We start from the raw sequence: 13,328 nt of genomic DNA, 5'->3' as shown, positions 1-13,328 counted from the left end.
GCGCCTTGAAAGAGGTGCGGGTTTTTTTTGGGAAGGTATGTCGTCAGGAAGGGCCTCTTCGCGGGCAAGCCTCGCTCCTACAGGTATCGCGGTTGTTTCAAGATTTCGCGACCGACACACAACCCGTAGAAGCGAGGCTTGCTCGCGAAGAAGCCGGCGCATACACCACAAAACCCCAGCCGAATTGCCTGCGCGCCACCCACCCGGTAAAGTGCCGCTCCCCCCGTTTCGCCAGAGGTAGAACCATGAGCCAGTCCTTTGATATTGCCGTGATCGGCGCCACCGGTACTGTCGGCGAAACGCTCGTGCAGATTCTCGAAGAACGCGACTTCCCGGTCGGCAACCTCCATTTGCTGGCCAGTAGCGAATCCGCCGGGCATTCGGTGCCGTTTCGCGGCAAGAACGTGCGGGTGCGTGAAGTCGACGAATTCGATTTCAGCAAGGTTCAGCTGGTGTTTTTCGCTGCCGGTCCGGCAGTGACCCTGAGTTTTGCCTCGCGCGCGACCGCTGCCGGTTGTTCGCTGATCGACCTGTCCGGCGCTCTGCCGGCCAATCAAGCGCCGCAAGTGGTGCCGGAAGCCAACGCCGACGTCTTGGCCGGTTTGAAAAAACCGTTCCAGGTCAGCAGCCCAAGCCCGTCGGCCACCACGCTGGCCGTGGTGCTGGCGCCGCTGCTCGGTTTGCTCGACCTGCAACGCATCAACCTGACCGCCTGTCTGGCCGTTTCCGCCCAGGGCCGAGAAGCCGTGACCGAGCTGGCCCGGCAGACCGCCGAGCTTCTCAATGTGCGTCCGCTGGAGCCGACTTTCTTTGATCGGCAGATGGCTTTCAACCTGTTGGCTCAGGTCGGCAAGCCTGATGAGCAGGGTCATACGCTGCTGGAAAAACGCCTGGTGCGTGAGCTGCGTCAGGTCATGGCGCTGCCTTTATTAAAGATTTCTGTCACTTGCATTCAAGCCCCGGTGTTTTTTGGCGATAGCTTTAGCGTGACCTTGCAGTCAGCGAGCGCTGTGGACCTGGCGAAAGTCAACGCGGCGCTGGAAGACGCACCGGGTATCGAACTGGTGGAAGCCGGCGATTACCCGACGGCAGTAGGCGATGCAGTAGGGCAGGACGTGGTCTACGTTGGTCGGGTTCGCGCCGGAATCGACGACCCGTCGGAACTTAATTTGTGGCTGACGTCAGATAACGTGCGTAAAGGCGCTGCGCTCAATGCTGTGCAGGTGGCTGAATTGTTGATAAAAGACCTGCTGTAAAAGATACTTGGCAACAATTTTTCGAATGAGTCCAGTCGAGCGCTATGCTTGGCCGGATTGCTGATGGCAAGCCACTCTTCGGGGCTTTCCGGGGCATTTATGAAATGATCGCGCGTGACGACCCTTCGTCGCCGCGCGCAATGCCTTACGGCAGCGGCTATCAACACCTTCTCGCTGGCCGAGGAATGTTCAAACAAAGGATGAGGCTATGGTTCAAGTTCGCAAACTGGTGTTAGCAATAGCGGCCGCCTCGGCGCTGTCCTCCGGTATGGCGCATGCCCTCGGGCTCGGGGAATTGACCCTGAAGTCGACGCTGAACCAACCTCTGGTGGCGGAAATCGAGCTGCTCGACGTCAAGGACCTCACCGCCGCAGAAGTGGTGCCGAGCCTGGCGTCACCCGAAGATTTCGCCAAGGCCGGTGTCGATCGCCAGGCGTTTCTCAACGACCTGACCTTCACGCCCGTGCTCAATGCCAGCGGCAAAAGTATCCTGCGTGTAACGTCCAGCAAACCACTGTCCGAACCCATGGTGAAATTCCTGGTTCAGGTGATGTGGCCCAACGGTCGTTTGCTGCGCGATTACAGCGTGCTGCTCGATCCTTCCAAATTCTCCCCGCAGACCGCTGAAGCGGCTGCGCAGCCTGCGCCGACCGAAACGGTCACTGCGCCGGTGACCGGTGCCACCCAGCCGTCCCAATACACCACCACGCCGCGCGATACCCTGTGGGAAATCGCCGCGAAGGCGCGTAATGGCGGTTCGGTCCAGCAAACCATGCTGGCCATCCAGGCGCTGAACCCGGATGCCTTCATCGACGGCAACATCAACCGGCTGAAAACCGGTCAGGTGCTGCGCTTGCCGGATCAGGCGCAGAGCACCAGCCTGCCGCAACCCAAGGCAATCGCTGAGGTCGCTGCCCAGAACACCGCATGGCGCCAGGGTCGTCGTTATGTGGCGAAGCCCGGTACCGGGCAGCAGCAACTCGATGCCACCAAGCGTGGCCGCGCTGACGCAGCTCCATCGCAAACGGCGAAAGACAACCTGAGCCTGGTTTCTGCCGAAACCGGCAAGGGCAAAGGCGCTGCAGGTGATGCCAAAGCCTTGAACAACAAACTGGCGGTGACCCAGGAAAGCCTCGACACGACCCGTCGTGACAACGCTGAACTGAAAAGCCGCATGACCGATCTGCAAAGTCAGCTGGATAAGCTGCAGCGCCTGATCGAGCTGAAGAACAATCAACTGGCCAAGTTGCAGGCTGAAGGCGCAGCGGGAGCGTCGGCTTCGAATCCAGCGACGACCCCACCGGCAATGTCTGCTGAACTGGCCGCGAACCCTGCGGCAGCACCGACTGAAGTGGTTCCTGCTCCGGAAACGTCTGCGCCTGAGACTGCTCCTGCACCCGTGCCTGCCGAGCCGCCAATCGAGCCGACACCGGAAGCTTCCGACGAGCAGAAATTCAACGAACTGCTGACCAATCCGGTCCTGCTGGGTCTGGTAGGCGGTGGGGCAGTGGTTCTGCTGCTTCTGCTGCTGTTGCTGGCGCGTCGCCGCAAGGCGCAGCAAGAAGCCGAGAAACACCTGCGCATGGCGCGTGCCCTGGAAGAAGAGAAGGAATTCTCTGCCGAGCAGGACCTGCCAGAAAGCAGCTTCGAAGGTTTGGAAGTTCCGCCGCCGAGCGTGAAACTCGCTACCGCGCCGATTCCAACGCCACCACCTGCGCCAGCGCCTGCTCCAGCTCCAGCCCCAGCCCCGGATGTAATGACGACGCCGATCGCCGCGCCGCTGGTGTCGCCAGCGGCCGAGCGCAATGACGACGTACTGACCAAGGCTCAGTCGCACATTGCCGCCGGTCGTCTGAACCAGGCCGCTGCGTTGCTCGAAGACGGCATCAAGCAAGAGCCACAGCGCAGCGACCTGCGTCTGAAACTGATGGAAGTCTACGGTCAGCAGGGCGATCGCGATGCATTTGTTGCCCAGGAGCGTCAGTTGGTCGCCAACGGTGACAACTTCGCCCAGGTCGAGCAGCTTAAAAGCCGCTTCCCGGCAATGGCTATCGCGGCTGCCGGTGGTCTTGCTGCCGCCGCCCTCGCTGCCGAGCTGGACGCGCAGTACGTCAAGGACCTGTTGCTGGACGAGCCGCAAGCACCGGCCGATGACCTGGACAGTGCCTTCGACCTGAGCCTGGATGACCTGGAAGCCGCGTCACCCGCAGTGGTCACGCCAGAGCCGGAAGCTGCGGCTGACCTTGACGAGTTTCCGCTGGACGATGACCTGAGCTTTGAATCGGTATTGAAGGAACAGACCGAAATCAAGGAAAACCTCGACGACCTGTCGGACTTCGATCTGGACATGGATTTGGGCGGCGACCCATCGCCGGCCATCCTCGCTGAAGATGACTTCCTGCTGGATCTGGACGAAGGCGTGAAGGACCTGCCTGCGGAGCCTGTAAAACCTGAAGTGCCCCAGGACGATCTGGAGCTGCCAGCCGATTTCGACCTGTCGCTGGCTGATGAAATGGATGCCGCCCCGGCCGAGCCTGAGGTCAAGGACGCCTTTGCCGCTGAACTGGATGACGTCAACGCCGAGCTGGATCGTTTGTCCCAGAGCATGAGTGAGCCGACCTTTACTGCAGAAGACGCTATGGCTTCTGCGGCGGACGAGCCGGACTTCGACTTCCTCTCCGGCACCGATGAAGTCGCCACCAAACTCGATCTGGCCCAGGCCTACATCGACATGGGTGACAACGACGGTGCTCGGGACATCCTCAATGAGGTTGTGGCCGAGGGGAATGCTGGCCAGAAGAGCGAGGCCAAGGAGATGCTTTCGCATCTGGCTTGAGTGATCGGTAGGCAATAAACAGAACGGCAGCCCATTGAGGCTGCCGTTTTTGTTTCAGTGGTGGTCCGACGGCGTCTGTCAGGGTGCCATCGCGAGCAGGTTCGCTCCCACAAGGTTTTGTGGCGGTCACATAACCTGAGAACACCCCCGAAACACTGTGGGGGCGGGCTTGCCCGCGAAAGGGCTGCAACATTCAATATCGTACTTTCTGTTGTGCTGGTATCCCCGCCGGACAGCTTTATAATGCCCGCCTTTGCGCACATCAGCAGGCTGTGACTCCTTGGCAAATATAGATAACCCGGCTGCCGAAATGGCGGCCGACGGCTTTTTCCGGATCGCGTTGGGCGTTGAATACAAAGGCTCGCGTTATCGCGGCTGGCAGCGCCAGGCCTCCGGTGTGCTCACTGTGCAGGAAACCCTCGAAAAGGCCTTATCCAAAGTCGCCGACTCACCGGTGTCGCTGCTCTGCGCCGGGCGCACTGACGCGGGCGTGCATGCGTGCGGCCAAGTGGTGCATTTCGATACGCAGGTCGAGCGTTCGATGAAGGCCTGGGTCATGGGCGCCAACATCAACTTGCCCCACGACGTCAGTGTCAGCTGGGCCAAGGTCATGCCGGCGCATTTTCATGCGCGCTTCAAGGCCATCGCCCGCCGTTATCGGTATGTGATCTACAACGATCAGATCCGCCCGGCGCACCTCAACGAAGAAATCACCTGGAACCACCGTCCGCTCGATGTCGAGCGCATGGCCGAGGCCGCCCAGTACCTGGTCGGTACCCATGATTTCAGCGCATTCCGCGCCGGTCAGTGCCAGGCCAAATCGCCGATCAAGGAACTGCATCACCTGCGTGTCACGCGCCACGGCAAGATGATCGTCCTGGATATCCGCGCCAGCGCCTTCCTGCACCACATGGTGCGCAACATCGCCGGTGTCTTGATGACCATCGGTGCCGGCGAGCGGCCGGTGGAGTGGATGAAGGAAGTGCTGGAGAGTCGGATCCGTCGTTCTGGCGGGGTGACGGCGCATCCGTTTGGCCTGTATCTGGTGCAGGTCGAGTATCGCGACGAGTTCCAATTGCCTGAGCGTTACATCGGCCCACACTTCCTCACCGGCTTCTCTGAACTTGACGGCTGACGCCCTCGAACGCATTTGTTACCATCCGGGACTTTCTCGGATTTGCCCTGAGGTTTTATCGACATGTCAGCCGTTCGCAGCAAGATTTGTGGGATTACCCGCATAGAAGATGCGTTGGCGGCGGTCGAGGCCGGGGCGGATGCCATCGGGTTTGTGTTTTACGCCAAGAGTCCGCGGGCCGTCACGTTCCAGCAGGCGCGCGACATTATCAAGTTGCTGCCGCCGTTCGTGACCACCGTGGGGTTGTTCGTCAACAGCAGCCGCTGCGAGTTGGGCGAGCTGCTCGACGCCGTACCGCTGGACCTGTTGCAGTTCCATGGCGACGAAACCGCAGCCGAATGTGAAGGCTGGCACCGCCCGTACATCAAGGCGTTGCGGGTCAAGGGCGGCGACGACATCGCGGCGGCCTGCAATGCGTTTCCAAGTGCCAGCGGTATCCTGCTTGATGCCTATGTCGAAGGTGTTCCCGGTGGAACCGGTGAGGCGTTCGACTGGTCTCTGATACCGCAGGGCTTGAGCAAGCCGATCATCCTCGCTGGTGGCCTGACGCCGGATAACGTGGCTGAGGCAATCGCCCGGGTCCGGCCTTATGCGGTGGACGTCAGCGGCGGGGTAGAAGCGAGCAAGGGCATCAAGGATCACGCAAAGATTCAGGCATTCATCAAGGCGGTACGTAGTAGCACGTAGTTGATGTGACGGCTGGCAGACTGCCGCCGTCCCAAAATGCACTGCGCTGCACAAAGCAGGCACGGCTGAGGATTTTTGGATTGTACGCAGGTCACGTTTCGCTGACCCGGCCATCCACCGATCATCGCCACACACATGAATTTAGCTCAAGGGCATACGCGGGGCTGCGAACCAGAGCGTTCGGGCCGCCGGTACTGGAGAAAGAAAGCATGAGCAACTGGTTAGTAGACAAACTGATCCCTTCGATCATGCGTTCCGAGGTCAAGAAGAGCTCGGTGCCTGAAGGTCTGTGGCACAAATGCCCGTCTTGCGAGGCTGTGCTGTATCGTCCGGAGCTGGAAAAGACCCTGGACGTTTGCCCCAAGTGCAACCACCACATGCGTATCGGCGCCCGCGCGCGCATCGACATCTTCCTCGACGCCGAAGGCCGTGCAGAATTGGGCGCGGACCTGGAGCCGGTTGACCGTCTGAAATTCCGCGATGGCAAGAAGTACAAGGACCGCCTGACCGCTGCGCAAAAGCAGACTGGCGAAAAAGACGCACTGATCTCCATGAGCGGCACCCTGCTGGGCATGCCAGTGGTGGTCTCGGCCTTCGAGTTCTCCTTCATGGGGGGGTCGATGGGCGCCATCGTGGGTGAGCGTTTTGTCCGCGCCGCCAACTACGCGCTGGAAAACCGTTGCCCGATGATCTGTTTCGCCGCTTCCGGTGGTGCGCGGATGCAGGAAGCCCTGATCTCCCTGATGCAAATGGCCAAGACCTCTGCGGTCCTGGCGCGTCTGCGTGAAGAAGGCATTCCGTTCATCTCCGTGCTGACCGATCCGGTCTACGGCGGCGTTTCGGCCAGTCTGGCGATGCTGGGCGACGTGATTGTCGGTGAGCCGAAAGCCCTGATCGGCTTCGCCGGTCCACGCGTGATCGAACAGACCGTGCGTGAAAAACTGCCGGAAGGTTTCCAGCGCAGCGAGTTCCTGCTGGAGCACGGTGCAATCGACATGATCATTCACCGCCAGGAACTGCGTCCGCGCCTGGGCAACCTGCTGGCACAAATGATGGGCCTGCCGACGCCAAAATTCGTTGCCGCACCCATTGAGCCGATCGTGGTTCCACCGGTACCTGCCAACCTATGACCGAACGTACCCTTGGCGAGTGGCTCGCCTACCTAGAGCAGTTGCACCCTTCGGCCATCGACATGGGCCTGGAGCGCTCGCAACAGGTAGCGTCCCGCATGGGACTGGGCAAGCTGGCGCCTCGGGTGATCACGGTCACCGGCACCAATGGCAAGGGGTCCACCTGTGCATTCGTGGCCTCGTTGCTGCGGGCTCAAGGCCTGAGCGTTGGTGTCTACAATTCTCCGCACCTGCTGCGTTACAACGAGCGGGTGCAGGTCAACGGCGTCGAAGCGACGGATGCCGAGTTGTGCGAAGCCTTTGCTGCGGTCGAGGCGGGCCGTGGCGACACGTCCCTGACGTACTTCGAGATGGGCACCCTGGCGGCGTTCTGGCTGTTTCAACAGGCAGGGCTTGATGCCGTGGTGCTGGAAGTCGGCTTGGGCGGGCGTCTGGACACGGTCAACGTGGTCGATGCCGACATGGCGCTGGTCACCAGTATTGGCGTCGATCACGCCGATTACCTGGGCGATACCCGCGAATCCGTGGCTTTTGAGAAAGCCGGCATCTTCCGCCAGGGCGCGCCTGCGCTCTGTGGTGACCTGAATCCTCCGCAACCTCTGCTGGATAAAGCCCGCGAGCTCAATTGCCCGTTTTTCCTGCGTGGGCGCGATTTCGACCTCGGTGTGACCGATCACAATTGGCAATGGCGCGGTCTTGACGCTCAAGGGCGAGTGGTCGAGTTGCATGATCTGCCGTTGCTCGATCTGCCGATGGAAAACGCCGCACTGGCCTTGCAGGCTTACCTGTTGCTCGGTTTGCCGTGGGTCGATTCGCAAGTAATCAATGCGCTGACAGCGACGCGGGTGGCAGGTCGTCTTGACCGCCGTCAAATCGACTGGCAGGGCAAGCGTCTGAACCTGTTGCTGGATGTGGGGCATAACCCGCATGCAGCCGAGTATCTGGCGCGCCGTCTGGCCGTTCGTCCGCCGGTCGGCAAGCGTCTGGCGGTGTTTGGCTTGTTGGCGGACAAGGATCTGGATGGTGTTGTCAGTGAATTGAATGCTAGTGTCCAGCAATGGGCTGTCGCGCCGCTGGATTCGCCGCGTGCGCGCCCGGTGGCCGATTTGCAGGCGGCGTTGCAGAACCTTGGCGCTGCGGTAACGTCTTATGACAGTGTGGCCGCCGCCCTGGAAGGGCAGTGCGCACTGGCAACGAGCGACGACGAGATTCTGTTGTTCGGATCATTTTATTGTGTCGCCGAGGCCCTCGAATGGCTGGCCCGGCGCTCCACGGAGGAAGCGGCAAATGGCATTGCTGGATAAGGCATACAAACAGCGCATGGTTGGCGCCCTGGTTCTGGTGGCGCTGGCGGTTATTTTTCTGCCGATGCTGTTTTCCCGCCAGGATGAGCAGCGTCAAGTGACGGTCGAAGCCCCGGCTGCGCCGCAAGCACCCTCGGTGCCGCCAGTGCAGGTCGAGCCAGTGGTGGTGCCCGAGCCACAAGCGCTGCCTCAGGAACCTGTGCCAAGCGATGACGAGATCGCTCAGCAAGAAGCACCCGTGGCGCCGATCACCCCGAGTGCGCCAGCCGCGGCTGCGCCTGCTACCAAACCGGTCGCTCCCGCGCCTGTGGTCAAGCCTGCCCAGCCGACCACGCCGCCTGCCCAGCCGATTACGGCCGCGCCGGGCAAGCCAGACACGACTCAAAGCCGCGTCGATGCCAATGGCCTGTCGGTCAGCTGGTCGGTGCAACTGGCCAGTCTGTCGAGCCGTGCAAGCGCAGAAAGTTTGCAAAAAGACCTGCGCAGTCAGGGCTATAACGCCTATATCCGCACGGCCGATGGCAAGAATCGGGTGTTTGTCGGGCCGCTGATCGAGCGCGCCGAAGCGGATCGCCTGCGCGACTTGTTGGGCCGCCAGAAGAACCTCAAGGGGTTTGTGGTGCGTTTCCAGCCTGAGCGCAACTAAAACTATCGCCCCGATTTGAAATGCACTGACAATCGCAGCTTACCGATAGCCATGCGCTCTGCTAAAATGCGCCGCCTTATCCGTCTGTAGGCTGCACTGTGCCATTTACCTGGGTTGACTGGGCGATCGTTGCAATCGTCGCCATCTCCGCATTGATCAGTCTGAGCCGCGGCTTCGTCAAAGAAGCATTATCGCTGGTGACCTGGATCATCGCAGGAGTCGTCGCCTGGATGTTCGGTGGTGCATTGTCCGAGCACCTCGCCGGATACATCGAAACGCCATCAGCTCGTGTGATCACGGGCTGCGCCATCATGTTTATCGTCACGTTAATCGTAGGCGCAATGATCAATTATCTTATCGGCGAGTTGGTACGCGTCACCGGGCTATCCGGGACCGATCGATTCCTCGGCATGGCCTTCGGCGCCGCGCGTGGCGTGTTGCTGGTGGTCGTGGCGGTCGGGCTGTTGAGCCTGGGGCCGGTACAGCAGGACGGGTGGTGGCAACAGTCACAGCTCGTGCCAAAATTTCTATTGGTCGCAGACTGGTCCAAAAACCTGATCCTCGGGTGGAGCAGTCAGTGGCTTGCCAGCGGTATCAGCGTACCCGCTGAGATACCGTTCAAGGAGCACCTCTTGCCGACGGCCAAAACGCCTCAGTGAGTTGTGTTCAGTTCAGATCCATTAAGTAGGGGTTGCGTCGCATGTGTGGCATCGTCGGTATCGTCGGTAAGTCGAACGTCAATCAGGCGCTGTATGACGCGCTAACCGTCCTCCAGCACCGCGGCCAGGACGCTGCCGGTATCGTGACCAGCCATGATGGCCGGTTATTCCTGCGCAAGGACAATGGCCTGGTGCGTGACGTGTTCCATCAGCGTCACATGCAGCGCCTGGTCGGTCACATGGGCATTGGCCATGTGCGTTACCCGACCGCGGGCAGCTCGACCTCGGCCGAAGCTCAACCGTTTTACGTCAACTCGCCTTACGGCATCACCCTGGCGCACAACGGTAACCTGACCAACGTTGAACAGCTGGCCAAGGAGATTTACGAATCTGACCTGCGCCACGTCAACACCAACTCCGATTCGGAAGTGCTGCTCAACGTGTTCGCGCACGAACTGGCCCAGCGCGGCAAGTTGCAGCCTACCGAAGAAGACGTATTCGCCGCTGTAACCGACGTGCATAACCGTTGCGTCGGTGGTTATGCGGTCGTGGCAATGGTGACCGGTTACGGCATCGTCGGTTTCCGCGACCCGCACGGCATCCGCCCGATCGTCTTCGGTCAGCGTCACACCGACGAAGGCGTCGAGTACATGATCGCCTCCGAAAGCGTCTCCCTGGACGTGCTCGGCTTCACCCTTATTCGCGACCTGGCACCAGGCGAAGCGGTCTACATCACTGAAGATGGCAAGCTGCACACCCGTCAGTGCGCGACCAACCCGTCCCTGACCCCGTGCATCTTCGAACACGTCTACCTGGCGCGTCCGGACTCGATCATCGACGGCGTGTCGGTGTACAAGGCCCGTCTGCGCATGGGCGAGAAGCTCGCCGAGAAGATCCTGCGCGAACGTCCTGAACACGACATCGACGTGGTCATCCCGATCCCGGACACCAGCCGCACTGCGGCCCTGGAGCTGGCGAACCACCTGGGCGTCAAGTTCCGCGAAGGCTTCGTGAAAAACCGCTACATTGGCCGGACCTTCATCATGCCGGGCCAGGCTGCACGGAAAAAATCCGTACGCCAGAAGCTCAACGCCATCGAACTGGAATTCCGCGGCAAGAACGTGATGCTGGTGGACGACTCGATCGTTCGTGGCACCACGTGCAAGCAGATCATCCAGATGGCCCGTGAAGCCGGCGCGAAAAACGTCTACTTCTGCTCCGCAGCACCGGCCGTTCGCTACCCGAACGTCTACGGTATCGACATGCCGAGCGCTCACGAGCTGATCGCCCACAATCGTTCGACCCAGGACGTTGCCGACCTGATCGGCGCCGACTGGCTGATCTATCAGGACTTGCCTGACTTGATCGAAGCGGTCGGTGGCGGCAAGATCAAGATCGAGAAGTTCGATTGTGCGGTGTTCGACGGCCAGTACGTCACCGGTGACGTCGACGAGGCTTACCTGAACAAGATCGAGCAGGCACGTAACGATGCCTCCAAGGTCAAGACGCAGGCCGTCAGCGCGATCATTGATCTGTACAACAACTGAGTAACTACCGGCCCTGAGGGGCCGGTTTTGTATCTACTTATAAAGAACAAGGCAAGGAGTGACAGCATGAGTCAGGATTGGGATGCCGGTCGGCTGGACAGCGACCTCGAAGGCGTAGCGTTCGATACCCTGGCCGTACGCGCCGGTCAGCACCGCACGCCGGAAGGCGAACACGGTGATCCGATGTTCTTCACTTCAAGCTACGTATTCCGTACCGCTGCCGATGCGGCGGCGCGCTTTGCCGGTGAAGTGCCGGGCAACGTTTACTCGCGCTATACCAACCCGACCGTTCGCGCGTTCGAAGAGCGCATTGCCGCGCTGGAAAGCGCCGAGCAAGCGGTCGCCACGGCCACCGGCATGGCAGCGATCATGGCGGTGGTCATGAGCCTGTGCAGCGCTGGTGATCACGTGCTGGTGTCGCGCAGCGTGTTCGGCTCGACCATCAGTCTCTTCGAAAAGTACTTCAAGCGCTTCGGCATCGAAGTCGACTACGTGCCTTTGGCGGACCTGTCCGGTTGGGACGCAGCCATCAAGGCCAACACCAAATTGCTGTTCGTCGAGTCGCCGTCCAATCCATTGGCAGAGCTGGTAGACATTGCCGAGCTGGCGAAAATCGCTCATGCCAAAGGCGCGATGCTGGTGGTCGACAACTGTTTCTGCACCCCAGCGTTGCAACAACCGCTGAAGATGGGCGCGGACATCGTCGTGCACTCGGCGACCAAGTTCATCGACGGCCAGGGCCGTTGCATGGGCGGCGTTGTCGCCGGTCGCAGCGAGCAGATGAAAGAAGTGGTGGGTTTCCTGCGCACCGCCGGGCCGACCCTGAGCCCGTTTAACGCCTGGATCTTCCTCAAGGGGCTGGAAACCCTGAGCCTGCGCATGAAGGCGCATTGCGCCAACGCCCAGCAACTGGCCGAGTGGCTGGAACAGCAGGATGGCATCGAGAAAGTCCATTACGCCGGCCTCAAGAGCCATCCGCAGCACGAACTGGCGCTGCGCCAGCAGAAAGGTTTCGGCGCCGTGGTGAGTTTCGAGGTCAAGGGCGGCAAAGAGGGCGCCTGGCGCTTTATCGATGCGACCCGTCTGATTTCGATCACCGCCAACCTGGGCGACAGCAAAACCACGATCACGCACCCGAGCACCACCTCCCACGGCCGTCTGGCGCCGCAAGAGCGTGAAGCGGCGGGCATTCGTGACAGCCTGATCCGTATCGCTGTCGGTCTGGAAGACGTGGCAGACCTGCAAGCCGATCTGGCGCGCGGGTTGGCGGCCTTGTGATCGAGTTGGCGACGCCGGGTACCGGCACCCATGGCCGCGTTGCACTGGTCACCGGTGCTGCACGCGGCATCGGGTTGGGGATCGCGGCCTGGCTGATCAGCGAAGGCTGGCAGGTGGTGCTGACCGATCTTGATCGAGAGCGTGGTTCGAAGGTGACAAAAGTGCTGGGCGCAAACGCTTGGTTCGTCGCCATGGACGTCTCGAACGAGGGGCAAGTGGCGCTGGGCGTTGCCGAGGTGCTGGGTCAATTCGGGCGTCTGGATGCGCTGGTGTGCAACGCGGCGGTGGCCGACCCGCACAACATCACGCTGGAAAGCCTCGACCTGGCTTACTGGAACCGGGTGCTGGCGGTCAATCTCAGTGGGCCAATGCTGTTGGCCAAACACTGTGCGCCGTATCTGCGCGCTCACAGCGGTGCGATCGTCAACCTGGCCTCGACCCGTGCCGGGCAATCAGAGCCTGATACAGAGGCTTACGCGGCGAGCAAGGGCGGCCTGCTGGCCCTGACTCACGCGTTGGCCATCAGCCTTGGGCCGGAAATACGCGTCAACGCGGTCAGCCCTGGCTGGATCGACGCGCGAGACCCGGCGGCACGACGTGCAGCCCCCCTGACCGATGCCGACCATGCCCAGCATCCGGCGGGCAGGGTCGGGACTGTCGAAGACGTCGCGGCGATGGTGGCGTGGCTGTTGTCGAAGAATGCCGGGTTCGTCACGGGCCAGGAATTTGTGGTCGATGGCGGCATGACCAAGAAGATGGTCTACAAGTAGAAGCTGCAAGTCTCAAGCTACAAGCGGCAAGTAAATGCGAGCCCGTGCAAGCCCTGAATACGCGATCCTGCTTTTACTTG

General features: G+C 61.0%; 11 protein-coding genes. All 11 read left to right on the top strand.

Features of this window, described 5'->3' with window-relative positions; all coding sequences use genetic code 11:
- The first annotated feature begins 245 nt into the window (after positions 1–245).
- The 11 genes from RHP74_RS20295 to RHP74_RS20245 all read left to right on the top strand — a co-directional run bounded on the left by RHP74_RS20295 (position 246) and on the right by RHP74_RS20245 (position 13,248).
- Positions 246–1,256, top strand: a complete 1,011-nt coding sequence (locus tag RHP74_RS20295) for an aspartate-semialdehyde dehydrogenase (RefSeq protein ID WP_010456038.1) — start codon at positions 246–248, stop codon at positions 1,254–1,256.
- Positions 1,257–1,464: 208 nt separating this feature from the next.
- Positions 1,465–4,092 carry a FimV/HubP family polar landmark protein gene (locus RHP74_RS20290; protein ID WP_311096187.1) on the top strand — a complete coding sequence of 876 codons (2,628 nt, stop codon included), beginning with the start codon at positions 1,465–1,467 and terminating at the stop codon, positions 4,090–4,092.
- Positions 4,093–4,402: 310 nt separating this feature from the next.
- Positions 4,403–5,227: a tRNA pseudouridine(38-40) synthase TruA gene (gene truA / locus RHP74_RS20285; protein WP_010456035.1), complete on the top strand. Its 825-nt coding sequence runs from the start codon at positions 4,403–4,405 to the stop codon at positions 5,225–5,227.
- A 63-nt stretch (positions 5,228–5,290) separates the two neighbouring features.
- Entirely contained in the window at positions 5,291–5,914 is a 624-nt protein-coding gene (locus tag RHP74_RS20280) for a phosphoribosylanthranilate isomerase (protein ID WP_311096186.1), read from the top strand.
- Between the two features lie 209 nt (positions 5,915–6,123).
- Positions 6,124–7,044, top strand: coding sequence for an acetyl-CoA carboxylase, carboxyltransferase subunit beta (gene accD, locus RHP74_RS20275; protein ID WP_010456031.1), 921 nt, complete (start codon positions 6,124–6,126; stop codon positions 7,042–7,044).
- Positions 7,041–8,348 carry a bifunctional tetrahydrofolate synthase/dihydrofolate synthase gene (gene folC / locus RHP74_RS20270; RefSeq protein ID WP_304818762.1) on the top strand — a complete coding sequence of 436 codons (1,308 nt, stop codon included), beginning with the start codon at positions 7,041–7,043 and terminating at the stop codon, positions 8,346–8,348. The genes accD and folC overlap by 4 nt, the downstream gene beginning before the upstream one ends.
- Complete coding sequence (locus tag RHP74_RS20265; RefSeq protein WP_311096185.1) at positions 8,332–8,994, top strand: SPOR domain-containing protein; 663 nt, start codon at positions 8,332–8,334, stop codon at positions 8,992–8,994. The genes folC and RHP74_RS20265 overlap by 17 nt, the downstream gene beginning before the upstream one ends.
- Positions 8,995–9,092: 98 nt before the next feature.
- The gene (locus tag RHP74_RS20260) at positions 9,093–9,653 is read left to right on the top strand and encodes a CvpA family protein (RefSeq protein ID WP_311096184.1); all 561 of its coding nucleotides are present in this window, start codon (positions 9,093–9,095) and stop codon (positions 9,651–9,653) included.
- 41 nt (positions 9,654–9,694) lie between these two features.
- Entirely contained in the window at positions 9,695–11,200 is a 1,506-nt protein-coding gene (purF, locus tag RHP74_RS20255; protein WP_010456022.1) for an amidophosphoribosyltransferase, read from the top strand.
- 66 nt (positions 11,201–11,266) lie between these two features.
- Positions 11,267–12,478: an O-succinylhomoserine sulfhydrylase gene (locus RHP74_RS20250; RefSeq protein WP_010456020.1), complete on the top strand. Its 1,212-nt coding sequence runs from the start codon at positions 11,267–11,269 to the stop codon at positions 12,476–12,478.
- On the top strand, positions 12,475–13,248 hold the full coding sequence (locus tag RHP74_RS20245; protein ID WP_010456018.1) for an SDR family oxidoreductase: 774 nt from the start codon (positions 12,475–12,477) through the stop codon (positions 13,246–13,248). Before RHP74_RS20250 ends, RHP74_RS20245 begins: the two co-directional genes overlap by 4 nt.
- Positions 13,249–13,328 lie beyond the last annotated feature (80 nt).

The organism is Pseudomonas sp. SG20052 (assembly GCF_031766055.1).
In the GTDB taxonomy this organism is placed as follows: Bacteria; Pseudomonadota; Gammaproteobacteria; order Pseudomonadales; family Pseudomonadaceae; genus Aquipseudomonas; species Aquipseudomonas mandelii.
This window is presented reverse-complemented; position numbering and strand designations above follow the sequence as displayed.